Annotated in this window: 19 protein-coding genes and 1 tRNA gene; 9 read left to right on the forward strand and 11 right to left on the reverse strand. The window is 63.3% G+C overall.

All coding sequences use genetic code 11. The features are described 5' to 3' along the window. Positions 1 to 73: 73 nt before the first annotated feature. From HB634_RS05485 to HB634_RS05505, 6 genes are all read left to right on the forward strand, one after another. The gene (locus tag HB634_RS05485) at positions 74 to 3,415 is read left to right on the forward strand and encodes a carboxypeptidase regulatory-like domain-containing protein (RefSeq protein ID WP_213947858.1); all 3,342 of its coding nucleotides are present in this window, start codon (positions 74 to 76) and stop codon (positions 3,413 to 3,415) included. 177 nt (positions 3,416 to 3,592) lie between these two features. Continuing rightward, positions 3,593 to 4,990 (forward strand): nucleotide 5'-monophosphate nucleosidase PpnN, encoded by a 1,398-nt coding sequence (gene ppnN, locus HB634_RS05490; RefSeq protein ID WP_063571488.1) that lies wholly within the window; start codon positions 3,593 to 3,595, stop codon positions 4,988 to 4,990. A 140-nt stretch (positions 4,991 to 5,130) separates the two neighbouring features. Further along, the gene (locus HB634_RS05495; protein WP_082878993.1) at positions 5,131 to 5,286 is read left to right on the forward strand and encodes a DUF3309 family protein; all 156 of its coding nucleotides are present in this window, start codon (positions 5,131 to 5,133) and stop codon (positions 5,284 to 5,286) included. 47 nt (positions 5,287 to 5,333) lie between these two features. Beyond that, positions 5,334 to 5,468 carry a hypothetical protein gene (locus HB634_RS22820; RefSeq protein WP_255548398.1) on the forward strand — a complete coding sequence of 45 codons (135 nt, stop codon included), beginning with the start codon at positions 5,334 to 5,336 and terminating at the stop codon, positions 5,466 to 5,468. Then, positions 5,468 to 6,073 (forward strand): DNA-3-methyladenine glycosylase, encoded by a 606-nt coding sequence (locus HB634_RS05500; RefSeq protein ID WP_213947859.1) that lies wholly within the window; start codon positions 5,468 to 5,470, stop codon positions 6,071 to 6,073. Before HB634_RS22820 ends, HB634_RS05500 begins: the two co-directional genes overlap by 1 nt. An 87-nt stretch (positions 6,074 to 6,160) precedes the next feature. Further along, positions 6,161 to 6,433 (forward strand): hypothetical protein, encoded by a 273-nt coding sequence (locus HB634_RS05505; RefSeq protein ID WP_063571490.1) that lies wholly within the window; start codon positions 6,161 to 6,163, stop codon positions 6,431 to 6,433. Between the two features lie 50 nt (positions 6,434 to 6,483). Here HB634_RS05505 and HB634_RS05510 read toward each other — a convergent pair whose 3' ends face one another. Further along, entirely contained in the window at positions 6,484 to 6,645 is a 162-nt protein-coding gene (locus HB634_RS05510) for a hypothetical protein (protein ID WP_157503966.1), read from the reverse strand. A gap of 195 nt (positions 6,646 to 6,840) precedes the next feature. Between HB634_RS05510 and HB634_RS05515 the strand changes: the two genes are divergently transcribed. Both HB634_RS05515 and HB634_RS05520 read left to right on the forward strand, forming a co-directional pair. Then, entirely contained in the window at positions 6,841 to 7,023 is a 183-nt protein-coding gene (locus tag HB634_RS05515) for a DUF3606 domain-containing protein (RefSeq protein ID WP_063571491.1), read from the forward strand. Next, on the forward strand, positions 7,023 to 7,247 hold the full coding sequence (locus HB634_RS05520) for a hypothetical protein (protein WP_107913409.1): 225 nt from the start codon (positions 7,023 to 7,025) through the stop codon (positions 7,245 to 7,247). Before HB634_RS05515 ends, HB634_RS05520 begins: the two co-directional genes overlap by 1 nt. A 1-nt stretch (position 7,248) precedes the next feature. Here the strand turns inward: HB634_RS05520 and HB634_RS05525 are convergent, their stop codons facing one another. The 3 genes from HB634_RS05525 to HB634_RS05535 all read right to left on the reverse strand — a co-directional run bounded on the left by HB634_RS05525 (position 7,249) and on the right by HB634_RS05535 (position 9,032). Further along, complete coding sequence (locus HB634_RS05525; protein ID WP_213947860.1) at positions 7,249 to 8,289, reverse strand: acyltransferase; 1,041 nt, start codon at positions 8,287 to 8,289, stop codon at positions 7,249 to 7,251. A gap of 81 nt (positions 8,290 to 8,370) precedes the next feature. After that, positions 8,371 to 8,447 (reverse strand) — tRNA-Asn (locus HB634_RS05530). Positions 8,448 to 8,495: 48 nt separating this feature from the next. After that, positions 8,496 to 9,032: a GspH/FimT family pseudopilin gene (locus HB634_RS05535; protein ID WP_255548399.1), complete on the reverse strand. Its 537-nt coding sequence runs from the start codon at positions 9,030 to 9,032 to the stop codon at positions 8,496 to 8,498. 128 nt (positions 9,033 to 9,160) lie between these two features. Between HB634_RS05535 and uvrB the strand changes: the two genes are divergently transcribed. Continuing rightward, entirely contained in the window at positions 9,161 to 11,182 is a 2,022-nt protein-coding gene (gene uvrB, locus HB634_RS05540; protein WP_213947862.1) for an excinuclease ABC subunit UvrB, read from the forward strand. 13 nt (positions 11,183 to 11,195) lie between these two features. Here the strand turns inward: uvrB and HB634_RS05545 are convergent, their stop codons facing one another. The 7 genes from HB634_RS05545 to HB634_RS05575 are packed head-to-tail and all read right to left on the reverse strand — an operon-like array spanning position 11,196 to position 19,629. Continuing rightward, positions 11,196 to 11,585, reverse strand: coding sequence for a GtrA family protein (locus HB634_RS05545; protein ID WP_213947863.1), 390 nt, complete (start codon positions 11,583 to 11,585; stop codon positions 11,196 to 11,198). Continuing rightward, the gene (locus HB634_RS05550; protein WP_213947864.1) at positions 11,582 to 13,903 is read right to left on the reverse strand and encodes a hypothetical protein; all 2,322 of its coding nucleotides are present in this window, start codon (positions 13,901 to 13,903) and stop codon (positions 11,582 to 11,584) included. The genes HB634_RS05545 and HB634_RS05550 overlap by 4 nt, the downstream gene beginning before the upstream one ends. Next, on the reverse strand, positions 13,900 to 15,198 hold the full coding sequence (locus tag HB634_RS05555) for an NAD(P)/FAD-dependent oxidoreductase (protein ID WP_197478276.1): 1,299 nt from the start codon (positions 15,196 to 15,198) through the stop codon (positions 13,900 to 13,902). Before HB634_RS05555 ends, HB634_RS05550 begins: the two co-directional genes overlap by 4 nt. A gap of 15 nt (positions 15,199 to 15,213) precedes the next feature. Beyond that, positions 15,214 to 16,155, reverse strand: coding sequence for an NAD-dependent epimerase/dehydratase family protein (locus HB634_RS05560; RefSeq protein ID WP_063571879.1), 942 nt, complete (start codon positions 16,153 to 16,155; stop codon positions 15,214 to 15,216). Between the two features lie 23 nt (positions 16,156 to 16,178). Then, positions 16,179 to 16,916: an SDR family oxidoreductase gene (locus HB634_RS05565; protein ID WP_213947865.1), complete on the reverse strand. Its 738-nt coding sequence runs from the start codon at positions 16,914 to 16,916 to the stop codon at positions 16,179 to 16,181. Positions 16,917 to 16,918: 2 nt separating this feature from the next. Beyond that, positions 16,919 to 18,223, reverse strand: a complete 1,305-nt coding sequence (locus HB634_RS05570) for an FAD-binding oxidoreductase (protein ID WP_213947866.1) — start codon at positions 18,221 to 18,223, stop codon at positions 16,919 to 16,921. Beyond that, entirely contained in the window at positions 18,223 to 19,629 is a 1,407-nt protein-coding gene (locus tag HB634_RS05575) for a UbiA family prenyltransferase (protein WP_063571880.1), read from the reverse strand. The genes HB634_RS05570 and HB634_RS05575 overlap by 1 nt, the downstream gene beginning before the upstream one ends. Between the last annotated feature and the right edge of the window lie 105 nt (positions 19,630 to 19,734).

The following is a 19,734-nucleotide window of genomic DNA, read 5'->3' on the forward strand; positions in this document are numbered from 1 at the left end:
CACCCCGGCCTCGCGGCCAGGGACCCTTTCGTGCGGCCAAATTTTCGTTGTAAGTCACAGGGCAGACCATTAGATGAATAGCCGTATCCGCGCCAAACTTCTGCCGTTCGCGATCGCATCGCTGCTCGCGGCACCTGCCTTTGCGCAGGAAACGTCCTCCACGATCAGCGGCCGCGTTCTCGACGCCGCCGGCCAGCCGGTGGCCAATGCCACCGTGCAGATCGTGCATGAGCCTTCAGGCACGACGAAGGTCGCTACGACCGATGCCAGCGGCCGTTACTCGGCGCAGGGTCTGCGCGTCGGCGGTCCGTTCGACGTGACCGCGAGCAAGGACGGCACGCCGTCGGCCAAGCAGGACAACGTTTATCTCTCCCTCGGCGCCGATACTGCCGTCAACCTGACCGTGGGTGGCGCTAACGTCGCCGACGCGACCGCGCTGACCGGCGTCACCGTGTCCGCCGTCGCCGGCCAGTTCAACTCCGAGAACAAGGGTCTCGCCACCAACATTTCGCAGCGTGAGCTGAAGACCGTTCCGACGCCGAGCCGCAATATCGGTGACATCGCGCGCCGCGATCCGCGCGTGAATGTCGACCACGGCACCGGTGCGATCTCGGCCAACGGCCAGAACACCCGCGCGAACAGCATCAAGGTCGACGGCCTGGGCGTGGGCGACCCGTTCGGCCTGAACTCGACGGGCATGCCGACGGTCGGCTCGCCGGTCTCGCTCGACACGATCGACCAGTTCAGCATCTCGACCGCTAACTACGACGTCACCTCCGACACCATCGGTGCGGAAATCAACGCGGTCACCAAGTCGGGCACGAACGATTTCCACGGCTCGGTCTACTACGCGTACAAGAACGCGAACGACATGGTCGGCAAGGCGGGCTGGCTCAACCAGGACCGCGACTACACCGAGTTCGATCGCAACTGGACGGCCGGCGCGACCTTCGGTGGCCCGATCATCAAGGACAAGCTGTTCTTCTTCGTCGGTTACGAAAAAGAAGACGTCACGGGCCTCAGCTCCGGTGCCGTCAACGGCCTCGACGCCTCGCTGGTCAACTCGACAACGAACAAGGTGTCGGCCAACGACCTGAATCGCGCGATTGCCGCCGCGAACGGTCTCGGCCTTGTGCCGGGTACGACGGGTGCCAACGCCGGCACGCTGGAAGACAAGCGTTACATCGGCAAGATCGACTGGAACATCACCGACGGTCACCGCGCCAACTTCGCCTACTCGCAGACCAAGGAAGGCAAGCCGAACCCGCAGGGTAACGGCACGTCGTCGATCGGCTTGTCCAGCTACTGGTACAACGTCAACACCAACATCAAGAACTACACGCTGCAGGGCTTCGATGACTGGAGCGACGTGTTCTCGTCGGAAACCAAGGTCGGCTACAGCGACTACCAGCTCGACCGTTCGGTGTCGAACCAGCAGCCGCAGGTCACCCTGCGCGTGAACAACGGCCTGGTGACCACCGGCCCGGTGATCAACCTCGGCGAAGACCAGTTCAGCCATTACAACTCGGCCTCGGTGAAGTCGCTCAACGCGCTTTGGGTCGGCACGCTGTACCTCGGCGACCACACCATCAAGGGCGGTGTCGAGTGGGAGCGTAACCGCATCTACAACCTGTTCGGTCGTACGGAATTCGGTGCGTATACCTTCAACGGTATCGACAACTTCCAGAAGGGCCTGTACACGAACTACGCGTTGTACCAGCCGGCGCCGGGCTACAGCCTCAACGATATCGCTGCCCAGTGGGAGCTGCGTCGTCAAACCTTCTTCCTGCAGGATACCTGGCAGGTCTCGGACAACCTGTCGGTGCAGGCCGGTTTCCGCGTGAACAAGTACCTGACCGACGACAAGCCGCTGTACAACGCGACGTTCCAGCAGAAGTTCGGTTTCAGCAATGCCAACACGATCAACGGCAGCCAGCTGGTCGAGCCGCGCATGTCGTTCAACTACACCTTCGACAGCGAGTACAAGACCCAGCTGCGCGGCGGCGTTGGCCTGTTCCAGTCCGATCCGCCGACCGTGTGGATGACCAACCCGTACCAGAACAACGGTATCAACACGGTCACGTATTCCTACGATCGCACGACCGCCACCGGCAACCTTTGCAACCTGGGCGGCCAGAAGGGCATTCCGTGCCCCGCCTTCAGCCCGAACCCCCTCGCTCAGAACACCAGCGGCCCGGGCACCGTGCCGCAGATGGCGGTCGACACGGTCGACAAGAACTTCCAGCTGCCGAGCGTCTGGAAGTCCTCCATCGCGTTCGACCGCGAGCTGCCGTGGGACGGCATCGTCGCCAGCATCGAGTACCAGCATCTCGATGTGCGTGACGGCATCCTCTACCAGAACCTGAACATCGGTGCTCCCACCGGTCTCCTGCCCGACGGCCGCTATACCTACTCGGGTTGCATTGGCGGTGCCACGCCGCTGGGTGGCTCGACGGGCTTCGCCTGTGGCGCCAATCCGACCGGTAACAACAACGCGACGGCGAACACGCGTGCTCGTGCTGACGGCCGCTTCGCCCAGGGCGTGACGTACCTGACCAACACCAGCAAGGGCGGTGCCGATTCGGTGACGCTGTCGTTCAGCAAGCCCATGGCGAACGGCTGGTCGTGGAGCATCGCGGCGACCGGCGGTCACTCGACCGAAGTCAATCCGGGCACCTCGAGCCAGGCGACGTCGAACTTCTCGAACAGCGCCTGGACCAACCCGAACGAAGACAAGGCATCCACGTCCAACACCAATATCGGCAAGCGCCTCAACGCGTCGCTGACGTGGCAGCACAACTTCTTCGGCGACTACGCCACGACCGTCAGCGCGTTCTATGACGGCCATGACGGCGTCCCGTACAGCTGGATCTTCTCGAACGACGCCAATGGCGACAGCTACTCGAAGGACCTCGCGTTCATCCCGAACAAGGGCGACGTGATCCTTCGCAATGCCACCGGCGGTGTCGCATCGCAGGCGCTGCAGGACCAGTTCTACGACTTCATCCAGAGCGACGACTACCTGCGTAAGAACCAGGGCAAGATCGCCAAGCGCAATGGCGCGCAGTCGGCCTGGGTCAACCAGATCGACCTGAGCCTGAGCCAGGAAATCCCGGGCATCTTCAAGGGCAACAAGGGTGAGATTCGCCTGGACGTCTACAACTTCCTGAATGTCCTGAAGAAGTCGTGGGGTGAGCAGTACTACGTGGGCTTCCCGTACACGCGCAACTTCGCCGCCTTCGGTGGCGTGGATCCGACCACGGGCAAGTACATCTACCAGCTGCCCACCGATGCGAACGGCAACTACCAGCCGGGCCTGAAGGGCTACTACGACGCCCCGACGGACAACAGCGCGACCAAGGTCAATCCGGTCTCGCGTTGGTCGGCGATGCTGACGGTTCGCTACACGTTCTAAGCAAGCGCCCGGTTTCGCGGGAAAAACAAGGCCGGTCCCCGGAAGGGGGTCGGCCTTTCTCATTGGTGGCGGTCGCGGTCTTGACCCCTACGCCCGCCACGCGTGATCCTAGGCGGTCCGCTCCCGATCCGGAGCGGGGTTCGCCGCTAATTCGCGGTCAGAAGGACGAGTCACACCATGAATGCCAATCAGTTCGGGGAGCCGGTATCCGGCAAGACGGTCAGTGCCCGCGTTTCGCCGGCCGGCGGCCTCGATATCCTTTCCCGCAACGAGGTCGCGCGCCTGCGCGACGCCAGCGGGTCCGGGTTGCACCAGCTGCTGCGCGGCTGCGCACTGGCGGTACTGACGTCGGGCAACCTTTCGGACGATCCGGGCACGATGTTCGGAAAGTATCCGGACTTCGATATCCAGGTGCTGCAGGAAGACCGCGGCATCAAGATCGAGCTGAAGAATGCGCCGGAACAGGCCTTCGTCGATGGCCGCATCATCCGAGGCATCAACGAGCTGCTGGTCGCCGTCGTGCGCGACATCGTCTACGTGTCGACGCAGCTGGAAGCGGGCGCCTTCGACCTGGATGACAGCGTGGGTATCACGCATGCCGTGTTCGAGATCCTGCGCAATTCGCGCATCCTGCGTCCGCAGATCGATCCGAATCTTGTCGTCTGCTGGGGCGGTCACTCGATCTCGCGCGACGAATACGAGTACACCAAGCGGGTCGGCTACCAGCTCGGCCTGCGCGCCATGGATATCTGCACAGGCTGCGGCCCGGGTGCGATGAAGGGCCCGATGAAGGGAGCGACCATCGCGCATGCCAAGCAGCGTCGCAAGGGCAACCGGTACATCGGTGTGACCGAGCCGGGCATCATTGCCGCCGAGTCGCCGAATCCGATCGTCAACAACCTGGTGATCATGCCGGACATCGAGAAACGCCTCGAGGCCTTCGTCCGTCTCGGCCACGGCATCATCGTGTTCCCCGGTGGCGTCGGCACGGCGGAAGAAATCCTCTACATGCTCGGCATTCTCCTGCTGCCGAAGAACAAGGGCATTCCGTTCCCGTTGATCTTCACCGGTCCGAAGAACTCGGCGTCGTACTTCGAGCAGATCGACCGCTTCCTGCGGCTGGCGCTCGGTGACGAGATCGCGACGCACTACAAGATCATCATCGACGATCCGGCGGCCGTCGCCCACGCCATGGTCACGGGTATCGACAAGGTGCGTAATCACCGCCTGGACAACAAGGACGCCTTCTTCTTCAACTGGGCGCTGGATATCCCGCTGCCGTTCCAGCAGCCGTTCCGTCCCAACCACGAGGCGATGGCTGGCCTGGCCCTGCATCGCGACCGTCCGCGTCACGAGCTCGCGGCCGACCTGCGCCGTGCGTTCTCGGGCATCGTGGCCGGCAACGTCAAGGAAGAGGGCGTGCGCGCCATCGAGCAGTTCGGTCCGTTCGTCATCGACGGCGAGCCGGAAATCATGCGCGCGCTGGACGACCTGCTGAAGGCGTTCGTCGAACAGCACCGCATGAAGCTTCCCGGTGGTACGGCCTACGAGCCTTGCTACGTGGTACGTACGTAAAACTACGTAACGGCGTCGCCCTCGCGCGGCGCCGTTCTTCGAGTTCCTGAACGGGACGCCGAAAGGGCGCCCCGTGCATCACATGTCCTAGACGACCCTCTGCGCGACGATGCACTCCGAGTCCACTGCCGGAGTTACCCATGCTCGTCACCATCCTGCTCGTCATCCTCATTCTTGCCCTTGTCGGCGGCCTCCCCACGTGGGGTTATTCGCGGTCCTGGGGCTATGGTCCGAGCGGCGGCATCGGCGTTATCCTCGCGATCATCCTGGTCTGCTGGCTGCTCGGCGTCTTCTGATCCCCGGCGTCGGGGCGGCCACGTCCCGACGCCCGCTGGAGGAAGTCATGGCTCGACCCCATCGTCCCGTGCCTGACACGGACAAGACGCCTCCCGGAACCTCGCCGCCGCCCTTCGACCATGAGCCGGTCGAGCGCCCCGGTCCCGATCCGGACACCGACGGTGAGCCCCTGGACACGTGATGGCGCACCGTCGCCCGCGCTGGCCGGGAGACATCCTGCCGCGCTCCTTCTATCAGCGAGACGCGCGTGTCGTCGCCCAGGCACTGCTCAACAAAGTCCTGGCCTGTGCGGACGGGCGGGCAGGGCGCATCGTCGAAGTCGAGGCGTATATCGGTGCCATCGACCCTGCGGCGCACACCTTCCGCGGGAAGACGCCGCGCAACGCCGTGATGTTCGGCCCGGCCGGGCACATGTATGTCTACTTCACCTATGGGATGCACTGGTGCGCAAATACCGTCTGCGGCGACGTGGGCGAGGGCTCGGGTGTGTTGATCAGGGCGCTGGAACCGGTGGCCGGCATCGAGCGGATGCGCCAAGCGCGACCGAAGGTGAAGCGCGATCGCGAACTAGGCAGCGGTCCCGCACGGCTGGCCCAGGCCATGGGCATCACCGGGGAGCAGAACGGCATCGACCTGGTGCGCGCGCGGGAGTGTTACACCATCGTCGATGACGGGACGCCGTCTCCGGAGAACATACCCGGCTCGGCCCGGATCGGCATTCGGCAGGGAACGGACCTGCTCTGGCGCTGGCTGGTGGCAGGGAATCCCCACGTCTCCAGACCCTGAATGAGTCCGCAAGATAGTGCTGTCCGGCCCTTGGCTTCGCTAATGGCGGGAGCTAGCCTGCATGGATACATCGACAGGGAGTTCCTCATGAAGCGCATCGTTGCCGCCATTTTTGCCACCGCCTTGTCCTGCGGCGCCGCCGCCGCGGATACCTTCCGCGTGGGTTCGCAGGTGGTCAGCACGGGAGATAGCGAGGGGCGTCTTCGCGAGGTTGCCGGCAAGCCCGATCGCGAGACGCCGATCGAAGCCCGGGGCGGTGGCCTGCAGGGTTATCGCCTGGAGTACTTCCAGAAGGGCAAATCGGTCCAGGTCGAGATAGTCAACGGACGTGTTCGCTCGATCACGCAGATCGACAGCTGAGCGCTATCGTCGAGTGGTGATCCCGAGCCGGGATCACCACCCGTGGGGCATCAGCCCGCGGTTTTCTTGGGGCCCTTCAAGGGCGTGCTGCGCGGCGTCTCCGGGAGAGGCGCGGTGCGCTTGTGCGAGTACACGTAGGAGATGAACGCGGCGGATGAACGATCCGGCGGCGGCGTGTCCACGGACTGGGTGACTGGTTTCTTGGGTGGCATGACCATCGTCTGAGTTGGGCAGGACGAGCCCGGCTGCGAAAGCCGGGGGTGAATCCGGCCAAACGAAGCCCGGGTCATCCAACATGCGCTTTCAGTTGTTAGTTGGGTGTAACGTGGTGGGCCCGGCAGTGCGACAGCCGTAACACCGACGTAACCCACCACGTGGCAAACGTGGTCTGACAGCGAGGGCACGTCATGGAAACACAGAAACAGGTCGTCGGCCCGGCCGACGCCACCAAGATCGACCTTGAGCTGCGAACCGATATGAACTACTGGACGCGCGTGCTTGGCGTATCCGAGACCTCCCTGCGCAATGCCGTGCTTCGCGTGGGTGGCCAGTCGTCCGACGTGCGCGCCGAACTGCGACGTCGTCGCTGATGGACGGTGTCGTTCGCCCGTTGCGCGTGTTTGTTTTCTATCCGTCGATGAATCTTCATACGTGGACGGTGCTGTTGCCTGGCGCGACGAAGCACGTGTTCCAGACCGAGGGCACGGCGGTGGAGTTCGCACTGACGCGCGCGTCGGCCATGAAGGGCAAGGGTCGCGCTGTCGAGGTGCTGCGCGAGCGCGTATCTGGTGGCTGGGTGCTCGTGCCGTTCTGAGTCAGGCAGCGGCAGGCCGCCGAAGGATCGACCGTCCCAGCATCCCACGGGCACTCATGATGGGGCGCTCGACGTACCGGTGGGCCACGGCACCGATCGTTATCGCGAGAATGATCGCCACCAGGACGCTGACAAGGCTATTGGGGCGGAGCTCGGCTGCCCTGGTCACGAAATACCAGTGGAACAGATAGATCGGATAGCTCCAGCGTCCGACGTTCGTCATCGCGCGTGACGCCAGCAGGCGGCCCATCGGCCCCGTGTCATCCAGGTTCACGAGCATGAAAACAGCCCAGAGCGCGCCCAGTGGAACGAATTTGTTGCCCAGCCAATAGTGCGGTGCGTCGGGGTAGTACATCGCCCGGAAGTAGTCGGTCATCGCGACGATAGCGGCGATGACCAGAACGCTGATGGCGACGGAGGGCATGCGGACGGCACGCGCCTTGATCGAAGGATAGATAACCGCACACAGCATGCCGATCAGGAAACAGGGAATGTACCAACGCAGTTCCGGCGAGTTTTCCGTCGTTCCCGTGAAGGGAAACAGGACGGACGACACGACCCCGCATGCAAGCACGAACGTCGCCGACCACATCGGTCCGAACCGGTTGTAAATCGCGATCGTAGGGACGGCCAGGGGGAAGAGCAGGACGTAGAACTTCAGCTCGACGGGAACGGTCCAGAGATGGGCGTACCCCTTGGTAAGCGTCAAGGCATTCGTGACGTCCGCCCAAGTCGTAATGGTCGTCGTGCCGAAGAAGAAATAGAAGACGACCGCGATGACGAACAGCGGGACGATACGCAGGCAGCGGGCCAGTACGTAGTCAGCGAGCGACCTCATGGTCGTGCCCCGCAGGAACAGATGATTGGTGAGCAGGAAGGCACTCAGGACGAAAAACAGCCAGACGCCGACTTTTCCCGTTCCCGGAAGATAAGGACGAGCACCAATAAAAATGCCATTGACGGAGTGAACCAGCAGTACAACGAGGCAGGCCAGGCCGCGTATGCCGTCGGCATTACGAAAATAGGCGCTTCGTTCCGTCATTTGCCCGCTTTCCATGATGATCGAGACGATCATGGTACACAAAGAAAAAGGGCCTGCATCGCTGCAGACCCTTTCAAAACCTGGCGCCCGAAGTTGGACTCGAACCAACGACCCCCTGATTAACAGTCAAGTGCTCTAACCGGCTGAGCTATTCGGGCGGGGAGCTGCGTATTGTCTTTATGTGAGGTGGGGCTGTCAAGCGGGTCTCAGCGATTTCGTGAATGACGTGCGCCGCAGGCGCGTGCGACATCGGCTGAGGCTGGTTCGGCGTGGCTATGGCCGTCTTTGGCGATAACGACGGTCAACGTCGTGGAGGCCTTGCCGCGCAGGCACAGCGCCAGCGTCTGGTTGCCGGGAGGAGCCTCCTTGCCTGGCCGCAGGAACGCGATGTCGGTGCGGAGGCCGATGGAGATGGCGGTCAATCGTGAGTCCAGCGCGTCTTCGACGGCGAGGACATCGCCCGTTGCCCGGTCCCGACTGATCCAGCCCACCCCCCAGTCGGTGCGTCCGCTGCATGTCCGCCCGTTTTCGCTGGGGCAGACCAGCGTGCCCCTCTCTCGATACAGCGCCGCCGTACGGGTGTGTTGAAGGGTGTCCATCAGGGCGTTCATGGCCGCCCGGAGCCGATGGCGCGCGATCGCCTCGGAAAGCGGCGGTGCGGCGACGGCCGCCATGACGGCTGCGATGGTCAGGACCATGAGGAGTTCGAGCCACGTGAAACCGCGGCAAGGCGGGCGGGGCATGGCGGTGCCGTGAAAGGGGAGGCCCGAATCGTGCCTTCGGCCGCGGACAGCCGTCTGTCGGTCATGGCCTCACACCGTGTAGGCATTGGCGCTTTAAACTCGGGGTCCGAACCAGCATATCGTCAGCCATGACAGATCGCTTCCAGCTCGTCTCTCCGTTCCAGCCCTCAGGCGACCAGCCCGAGGCCATCCGTCGCCTTACCGAGGGTTTTGAGTCCGGTCTGGCGGCGCAGACCCTGCTTGGCGTGACCGGTTCCGGTAAGACCTTCACGATCGCCAACGTGATCGAGAAGATCCAGAAGCCGACCATCGTGCTGGCACCGAACAAGACGCTGGCCGCGCAGCTCTACGGCGAGTTCAAGGAATTCTTCCCGAACAACGCGGTGGAGTATTTCGTCAGCTACTACGACTACTACCAGCCGGAAGCCTACGTGGTTGCCTCGGACACCTTCATCGAGAAGGATTCGAGCATCAACGATCACATCGAACAGATGCGCCTGGCCGCGACCAAGGCCCTGTTGTCGCGGCGCGATTCGCTCATCGTGGCGACGGTCTCGGCGATCTACGGCCTGGGTGATCCGGAAGACTATATGAGCCTCCGCCTGATCCTCTCGCGCGGCGAGCACATCGAGCAGCGCGCCCTGATCAAGCAGCTCACCGAACTGCAATACGTGCGCAATGAGATGGAGTTGCGCCGTGGTACCTACCGCGTGCGCGGCGAGATCGTGGATGTGTTCCCGGCGGAGTCGGAAGCCGAGGCGTTGCGCATCGAGCTCTTCGACGGTGATGTGGAAAACCTTTCCATCTTCGATCCGCTCACCGGCGAGGTCCTGCGCAAGGTACCTCGCTATACGGTGTACCCGAAGACGCACTACGCCAGCACGCGTCAAAGCGTGCTTAATGCGATGGAGACGATCAAGGTCGAGCTCTCCGAACGACTCGAGCAGCTGTATCGGGACAACAAGCTCGTGGAGGCGCAGCGCCTCGAGCAACGCACGCGCTTCGATCTCGAGATGATGGCCGAGGTGGGTTTCTGCCAGGGTATCGAGAACTACTCGCGGCATATGACGCGACGCGGTCCCGGCGAGCCGCCGCCGACCTTGTTCGACTACCTGCCACCCGATGCCTTGATGGTGGTGGACGAATCACACGTGACCGTGCCGCAGCTTGGCGCGATGTACAAAGGCGATCGCTCGCGCAAGGAGACGCTGGTGGAGTTCGGTTTCCGTCTGCCCTCGGCGATGGATAACCGGCCGCTGCGTTTCGAAGAATGGGAGCGCCGTGCACCGCGTGCGATTTACGTGTCGGCCACACCTGCCAAGTACGAACTCGAGCGCGCGGACGACAACCCGGTGGAGCTGGTCGTGCGACCCACCGGCCTGATCGATCCGGAAGTCGAAGTGCGCCCCGTCCGCACCCAAGTGGATGATCTGCTTGGCGAGATTCGCCTGCGCGTGGGGATGGGCGATCGCGTACTCGTGACGACGCTGACAAAACGCATGTCGGAGAACCTCACGGACTACCTTTCCGAGCACGATGTGAAGGTGCGCTATCTTCATTCGGACATCGATACGGTCGAGCGCACCGAGATCATTCGCGATCTTCGCCTGGGCGAATTCGATGTGCTCGTGGGTATCAACCTGCTGCGCGAAGGTCTGGATATGCCGGAGGTCTCGCTCGTCGCGATCCTGGATGCCGACAAGGAAGGCTTCCTGCGTTCGCACCGCTCGTTGATCCAGACCATTGGCCGCGCCGCGCGTAACGTGCGTGGCAAGGCCATTCTCTACGCCGACGAGATCACCGGATCGATGAAGATCGCGATGGAGGAGACGGCCCGTCGCCGCGAAAAACAGATCGAGTACAACGCGGCCCATGGCATCACGCCGACGACCGTGGTGCGGCGCATCGCCGACATCATGGAAGGCGCGCGTTCCGACTTCGGTTCGCGTGGCAAGGGCAAGCGCGGGAAAGAGGCGAAAAAGGTGGCTGAAGAAGCCGCCGACTACGGCTCACTCACGGCGGAGCAGGCCGGCTCGGCCATCAAGAAACTCGAAACGCGCATGTACAAGCATGCTCAGAACCTCGAATTCGAAGAGGCGGGCAAGATCCGCGACGAGATTCACCGGCTCCGGGAGCGCGCCCTGCGCTAGGGCGCGCACCTGGCTACCTGAAGGTGAAGTGCCGATGCCCGAGATAGCTCGTGAAGATCGGCACGACGACACCGATGCCATGCGCTATCAGTTCGTCGTGCTCGCGAATGCCCAGGCCGGGCAAGACGAAACGGGCGAAGACCAGGCTTACCGCGACCGTCTGGACGACGGCCGCCAGGTTGACGAGCAGGAAGCGGAACGCCTGCACGCGCCAGGTGAGCACGCCCGGCTCGAAGACGAACAGGCGATTGAGCGCAAACGCCGTCGCCATGCCGACGCAGTAGGCGAATACGATCGCAGCGACGTACGGTAGCCAGTGACTGAAAACCAGGCGAGAGCCCACGTTGGCTGCCGCCGCGATACCGCCGGCGATGACGAACTTCGCGAAGCGGGCGCTGATCATCGTGTGCCGCCAACCGGCGGGGGCTCGTCCATCGCATCGAGGCGAGTACGCAGGCTCCAGCAGAGCGCGGCCATGACGAACAATCCAGCCAGGGCCAGGGTGCTCACGTGCGTCGCCCGGACGACGGGTTCGATGATCCAGACGACGCAGCCGTAGACCGCCGAACCGACCAAGGCGACCTTCGCCAGCCAGTGGCGCCACAGCAACAGGGCCGTGAACAGGCCGATGTACATTTCCAGGATGGATTGATAGGCCTGGTGATGGATGATGAAGCAGTCCAGCGTCAGCGCCAGGTCGATCGCGACGGCCATCGCGCCGATGGCGAATAGCCCGGCTGCCACCCGCCACTGGCGGATCGCCCTGTCCGCCGCTCCAAGCAGCCTCGGTACGAAGACCGCCCCGAGTAACGGCAGCGCGCCCGCGAGAGCGAAACGAAACGACGGGAGCAGGTACAGGAAATCGGTGATCCGCAACGCTCCGTATCCCGACAGCACGGGCGTGGCCATTTCGCCGAACCCACACATGCTCATCCGTCCGAACATCAGCGTCTCGAATCCGACCCACTTGATGTGCCACCAGCTGGCCAGGTCGAGCTTCGAGTAGGTGCGCATGATGGTGTCGAGCAGGCCGATGTCGTCCTCACCAAAACCGAAGGTTCCGGCAAAGGCGAACTTCACCAGCGCATTGCCGGGGGGCTGGACCATCTGCTGCCAGAGACTCCAGGGCGCCAGGATGCCGATGCCGACGACAGCACCCGCGATGAGGCCAGGAATGCGCGGGATGCCACGCACGCAGACCAGCCAGAGCAGCATGGCGATGACGCCGAAGGCGGTGCCTCCATGCGAAAGCAGGGCAAAGGCCGACAGCGCCGCGCAGATGGCGATGGCCGCCGCCGAGGGTCGGCTGCGCACGAGCGAAAGCTGCGCGTCGGTTTGCATCACCGTGAGCAGGGCCAGCAGGCCGAAGGCCCCACCGAGAAGCTTGGGCCAGGTGTAGAGCGAGTTGAAGATCGCGAACGACGTGAGCGTCACGAGCGCCACCAGCGTGACGATCTGTTTGGTCGTCAGCCGAAGTTTGCGGCCTGCGACGACCACGGCGGGGATCCAGACGGTGTTGAGGATCATCCCGAACATCTGCTGGAGCGCAGCCGTCATGTACAGGCCATCTTCGCGGAAGAAGAAGATCTGCGCCGACGTACGCAGCATGGCCAGGAGGCCGTAGCTCAAGGGCGGGCGGTCCGATACCTTCCACGCGCCGAATGGTGAAGGATTCAGGTCCTTTCCATTGAACAGGTACTCAGCGACGATCATCGGAAGCTGGTTATCCGTGGACCAGCGTACCGGTGTGAAACGCGCATTCATGGCCCATGGTCCGGCGCCGTTTTGCACCGTAGCGGCGAGGAACAGCAGGAAGGTTGCCGCCAGCAACCACAGAGCCAGGGGGAGTTTCCACGCATCCCAACTCTGTACCAGCGCTCCCGGCGCCCGACCCTCATGGCGCGCGCGGCGATGTACATGACGCAGGCTGAGCAAGGCGGCGATGCTGACGACGCCGGATACCAGCGCGCCGTAGGGAGCGGAAAAGAAGAACAGGAAGAACAATCCCATTCCCAGGATGCCGAAGCCGAGGAAGCCACCCGCGACCGGATCGCTCGTGGGGCTGATCCGGCGCAGGAGTGCACCGCCTGCCAGCATGACGCCCGCGACGATCGCGAACGCCAGCGCGAAGGGAGCGAGCAGCCCCAGGATGCCCGCCTTCAGGTACGACGTGGCGGAGACGGAGAAAGGCGTTCCCACCGAGAGGAATTGGGTGTGGCTCGTGGAGGTGCCGACCAGCTGCACCGGACCCTTGCACCAGCGTTTGGGTACGTAGAGAAGCGCTTCGCTCCACTGATTGCCGACGCGGGCGGTGGCAACGGCCAACTGTCGACGGGAAGCGACGCACTCCAGGTTCAGCGATATACCGGAATCGCCGGCAAAACCGCTATGGGGCACCAGGAGAAACCGGGGCGCCTTGAACGCGGCCGAACGAATTTCTCCCGGCGCGGCGAGGTTTTCAGAGGTCCAGGACCGCCAGTAGGTCACGTCCTTCGACTGGAGGACGCTTTCGCGCAGCTCGTCGGCCTGTGGACGCACGTTCTGGAAGAAGCCGGTCGTGGTCTCCCAGCCGTTCGCTGCGATCAAGGCCCTGGCGGGTTTCTCGTGAAGCACACAAACCAGCACGCTGATCGCGAGCGCGACCAGCACGATGATCCGGGTGGCACGAAAAAGCCATGTCGGGCCGTTCCCCGTCGCCGCGGTATTTACCGGCAACGTCACGCTGCACTCTCCGAAGCCAGCGCGGCAAGGCGCGTGCCGACCACGATGCTCTCGTTGATCGACCGATCCTCGGGGTAGTAGTACGACGTGTCGGCCATGAAGAAACCGGCGATCGGCGTCGCCATCGAAGGCAGCATGTCGTAGAACCCGGGAGGGCACACCGTCTGGGCGAACTCGTACCGATGGCAATGGGTGGCCAGGACGCGGTCGCGGGTGAAGGCGGGGTTGAGCCGTGAAAGGTAGCCGAGCACTTCCTCGATCAGCTCATCGTTGCCCAGCTTCCACTTGGGGTGCGTCTTGGGCATGTAGAACGGTGCATAAAGGATGGATGCGCCCGTGTCGTTGAGGTTGGAGTACTCGATGACACCAGGGATCGCGATGCCTGGATCGTTGATGTTCATCCAGAAGTTTTCGGTGAGCGGCTGGCTCATCTTGACGATGACGCAGGCCACCGGAATGTTCGTGATCGCGTCGATGCGTTCGGCGAATGCTTTCGGCAGGTCGGGTACAAGACGGGGGACATACTGAATGGGCGCAGTCGAGACGACCACGTCGGCAGGCAGCTCCGCCCCGTCAACAACGATACCCTTTACGCGGCCGTTCTCGGTGACGACCCGGTCGATGCCCGAACTCAGGTGGATCCTGCCGCCACGATCGAGAATGACCTTCTCCATCGCGCGGAGTACGGTCTCCGAACCGCCTTCGAGGTAGCCCATGGTTTCCTGCATGAGGCTCTTGCGCGACAGCCCGACGCGTTTGATGCGCGTGCCGATCCATGCGGCGGAGAGCTGTTCGGTGTACTCGAAGAACTTTAGCTCGAAGAGGCTTTTCCAGAGGACATCGTAGGCACGCTTGCCCACCCATTTACGAATCCAGGTGGTCGCGCTGACCTTGTCCAGCGGGCGCCAGTCCTTGATTCCCTTGGTGACCATGACGTGGAGCGCGTAGCGTGCCTTGCTGACGATGCCCAATCCATCGAATGCAAGCAAGGCGAACGGCGTGCCCCACTTGTACAGGCGGCCGTTGTAGTAGAAGCCCATTTTCGTGTCGGTCCAGCGGAGCGTGTGCGACAGCTTCAGCTCGTCCAGGAGCGCGAACAACGGAAAGTCCGTCTTGCAGATGAAATGGTAGTAGCGCTCGATGGCGAGCCCGTCGAAGTCGAACGCAGCCGACATGCCGCCGATGCGATCGTCGCGCTCGTAAATGTCGACCTCATGGCCGCGCTTGAGGAGCTCCATGGCGGCCATAAGACCCATCGGGCCGGCACCGAGGACGGCGTAACGCTTGGAAGACATCACCAACTCCAACAATCAACGTTTAAGAACAATGTGGCTGTAGCGCGGGTCGCAATAGCTTTCACGAACGGCTTCCTCGAACGGCGTCTGGCGGACACCGAACGTTTCAAAGGTGTCGATACCCTTGAAATCGTCACCCGCCGTCAGGGCGGCGAGCTGGGCGGCGGTGAACGGTGGCTTGCCACTGAATGCCCCGTACAGGCGCAGCAATGCATGAAACAGCCCGTAGGGAATGCGCAGGATCAGCGTGTGCAGTCCCTTGGCGCGTTTGATCGTCCGGATGATGTCGATATAGTCGATACGCGTATCGCCGACCACGTCGTAGATCGTCCCTTGTGGCTGGTTTTCGATGCAACGAACGATGCATCGGCAGAAGTCACGCTCGTAGAGCGGCTGGCGCATGTACTTGCCGTCGCCCGGGATCGGAAAAACCGGGGTTTTCGCCATGAACCGCGAGAGCCAGCCGAAGTGCTTGGGATCGAACCAGCCGAACATCAGGGTCGGCCGCAGCACGCAGTGAGGCGTGTCGCCGGCGACGACAAGCGCCTCCTGGTCCTTCTTGGTGTTGGTGTAGTCGTCGTTCGCCACCGAGACCACGACCGAGGAGCTGACGTGCACGAGATAAGGCACCTCGTTTGCCCGGATCGCCGCCAGTACCAGTCGCGTGGCTTCCACGTTATTCCGGACGAATTCGTCGCGAAACTTGCTGGTGATCTGAGCGTGGAGCTGAACAACGCACTGGGCGCCTGCAAATGCGCCGGTCCAGTCGCCGGATACAGCGAGGTCCGCCTCGATGGCGGTCACGTCCGGGTGAAGCTCGCGCAGGATGCCGAGGTTGTAGGGGTGCTTGTCGATGGCGACCAGGTTCGAATAGCCCTGGCTCTTCAGTTCGACAATCAGGTTCTGCCCGACCAGGCCCGCGGCGCCGGTGATGACGATGCGGGCATCCTTCGCGATGGGGTGTTTGGCTGGCAACGTGGTCACAGCTTCAGCCGGCGAAAGATGAATTCCGGGATGTGGCGGATCACGAACATGATCGCCCACCAGAAGCGGGGCAGGTATGCCTCGCCCGCGCGCCGGTCGATCGCCCGCTCGATGCCTGCGGCGATGGCGTCCGGCGTCGCCCACAGCGCACCTTTCTTGAAGGCGGCCGTCATGGGGGTATCGACGAAGCCCGGCTTGATCGTGAGCACATTGACGCCATCCCGTCCCAGGCGTTGGCGGAGCCCGCTGAGGAACGTCGTCACGGCCGCTTTCGCTGCGCCGTAGACGTAGTTGCTCTGCCTGCCACGGTCGCCGGCAACGGACGAGATGACGGCGATGGTTCCCGCACGACGCGACAACAGGTGGGGCACGACGGCCGTTACGAAGGCGATCGTCGAGGTGCCGTTGGTGGCGAACTCGCGTAGGGTCACCTGGACCGAGGCTTCGCACGCCGGTTGGTCGGGAAGCGTCCCGTGTGCCACCAGGACAATGTCGATCTCGCCAAGCGCGGTGATGGCCTGCTCGATAGCGCTGGCGTGCGCGTCGACATCGTTCATGTCGAGAACGCCAGTGGTGACATCGGCCGCGCCGCGCACGCGCAGGTCATCGGCGATGTCCTTCAGCCTTGCCACGTTCCGGCCGAGCAGGTGCAGACGCGAACCGCTTGCGGCGTACAGCCGTGCGGTCGCCTCGGCGATCGCCGAGGTTGCGCCGGCAATGAGGATTTTTTGCATGGTCAGCTCTCCACTCGTCGCCAGAAGCTGGACGAAAAGCGTGGGTCGATGTATCGGCTGAATGCTTCCCACTGGGGGAAGTACTGGCGAAAGCGAGTGCCGGACATCCGGGCATCCTTTGCGGGATAGACGGCGCCGCCGGCCTCCGCGACAACGTCGTCCAGTCGATTCAGCAGATCGAGTGTGGTGGGGCCCCGGAAGGGGAAATCGAGCGCCAGCGTGGTGCCGGGGCGGGGAAACGAAAGCATGCCTGGGGACAGCTGCTCGCCGAACTGTTTGAGCACGGCCAGAAACGATCCGCCGCCCGCGGCTGCAATGATCCGTACCAGGGTCGCCATGGCGTCCATGGCCGCGCCGGGAGGGACGACACACTGGTACTGCAGGAAGCCGCGCGGCCCGTACAGTCGGTTCCATCCCCCGATGGCATCCAGTGGGTAGAAGAACGGCTCGTAGTGGGTGACTGCGTGGGCGACTTTGCCGTGTTGGCGGTGGTAGTAGAACTGGTTGAATGCGCGCAGGGTAAGCGGGCCGATCATCGACACGGGCGGCGTGAGGGGGACGCTCAATCGCCGCGTGGCGGGAGTGGGTCGCGCTGAAGGGCGCGATGGCGCGTGATTCGCACGGCTGAACAGGCCACGTCCCAGCGACGCGCCGGTGGCCGCACAATCGATCCAGGCCACCGTGTATTCGTAGTCTGCTTCGGATCCCGCAGAGAGCGCGAAAAACTCGGAAAGCTCGCCAAAGCGATGGCTCTCGGTAACCATCCACGGGCCCGCGATCCGGCGAAGCTGGAGGGTGGCGTGCGTAACGAGGCCCGTCAGGCCGAGGCCGCCGATGGTGGCGGCAAACCAGTCCGCGTTCTCGTCCGCAGTGCAGCGCATCCGGCTGCCGTCGCTGCGGAGGAGCTCGAATGCCCGGACATGGTGGCCGAAGGTTCCCGAGCGGTGGTGATTCTTGCCGTGCACGTCGTTGGCGATGGCACCGCCCACGGTGACAAATCGCGTCCCCGGGGTCACCGGCAGGAACCAGCCCTGCGGCACGGCGAGGTCGAGGATGTCCGCAAGCAGGGTGCCTGCTTCACAGGTGAGTTCGCCGGTTGCCGGATCGAACGCAATAAAGCGATCGAGCCCGCGTGTATGCAACAGCACGCCGCCGTCATTGAGGCAGCTATCGCCGTAACTGCGGCCGTTGCCATAAGGCAGGTAGGATGCGTCGCCCGGCGGGAGCGGTTGGTGGCGGTCGGTGACCCGCACCACGCGCGCCGTGGTACGCGGATACCGCCCCCAGGAGTCGGCGGGGCTGTCCATCAGATCGCCGATGCCACGATGCCGCCTGCCGCGAGGAGAATGAAGCGGCTCACCTTGTCCATCACTGCGAACACGACCGGGTCGTCATGCATCACCCCGCGATGGGCCAGCGCCCAGGTGCGGCTGATCCAGTAGAGCAGGGGAGGGCACAGCAGCCACAAGCGGTGCGGGTGGTGATAGAGCGACTGGCTGGCCGTGCTGTCGACATAAAGCGCAAGCACGAGGACCGCGAGGTAACCACTCGATCCACCCAGTGACTGGATAAGCGGAATGTCTTCGACATCGTAGCCCCGTCCGTTCGCCTTCACCTTCCCGATGCGCTGCATGGTCAGCAGTTCGGTGTATCGCTTCACCATGGCCAGGCTCAGAAAGATGAACATGGAGAAGGCGAGCAGCCAGAATGATGGCTTGCTCTGGATGGCGGCGGCGCCGGCGATGATTCGCGTTGTGTACAGCGTCGCAAGCACGACTACATCCAGCATCATGACCCGCTTGAGCCGGATGGAATATGCGGTGGTCAGGACGTAGTAGCCGACCATCACCGCCATGAACGTCGGCGAGACTAACCAGGCCAGTGCGAGACCGGCCATCAGCGTTATCGCTGCCACGACCGGACCTGCCAGCAGCGGAAGCGTGCCGGAGGCGAACGGCCGGTGGCGTTTTCGATGGTGGTGGCGATCGGCCGGAAGGTCGAGGAGGTCGTTGGTCAGGTAGACGCTGGAGGCGCAGAGGCCGAAACACAGGAACGCCAGCAGTGACCGGACGACAGCATCGACTTCGAAAATCCGGTGCGCCACCAGCACGGGCAGGAAGACGAGGATGTTCTTGATCCACTGGTGAATGCGAAGCGCCTTCATCCAGGTGCGCAGACCGGCCCGAGCGGTTACGAAGCGGCGCTCGACGTTCGTGTGAGCCGCCGCCCGTCTGGATAGGGTCGTGCCGCTCTCCACGACGATGGCTGCGTGGGCGTGTTTCCACACCTGAAGATCGACGGTGGCGTTACCCACGTAATCGAAACCGCGCTCGCCAAAGCGCTCCACGAGGACGGCGCCCTTTCGCGTTCCTGCCAGATTTCGCTCGCCGTCACTCGCGAGCACCTCGTCGAAGACGCCGACATGCTCCGCCACTCGCTCGGCAAGGACGCGGTCCGATGCCGTGCACAGGATGATCTTCCGGTCGGCGCCCTGTTCCCGCAGCCATGCGATCAATGGTTCGTTATAGGGGAGGGACGAGGCGTCCAGGGTGACCCGCCGGGCGATCTCATGCTTCAGATGCGCCTTGCCACGCAGAAGCCAGGCGAGCATGGCGAAGACCATCCACGGCTTGCTGGCGATCAGGCTCAGCGCCGACTCGATGAGCAGATCCGAATGGATCAACGTCCCGTCCAGATCGACGCAGACAGGCAGAGGGGATCCAACCGTTGTCCGGTTCAAGTCGAAAGCGTTGGCCAAACCGATGCTCCTGCAGTCCCTGTGAGCTCCTGGTATCGCGCGTGCTAACGGCGGCGACCT

The organism is Luteibacter sp. dw_328 (assembly GCF_018449605.1).
In the GTDB taxonomy this organism is placed as follows: domain Bacteria; phylum Pseudomonadota; class Gammaproteobacteria; order Xanthomonadales; family Rhodanobacteraceae; genus Luteibacter.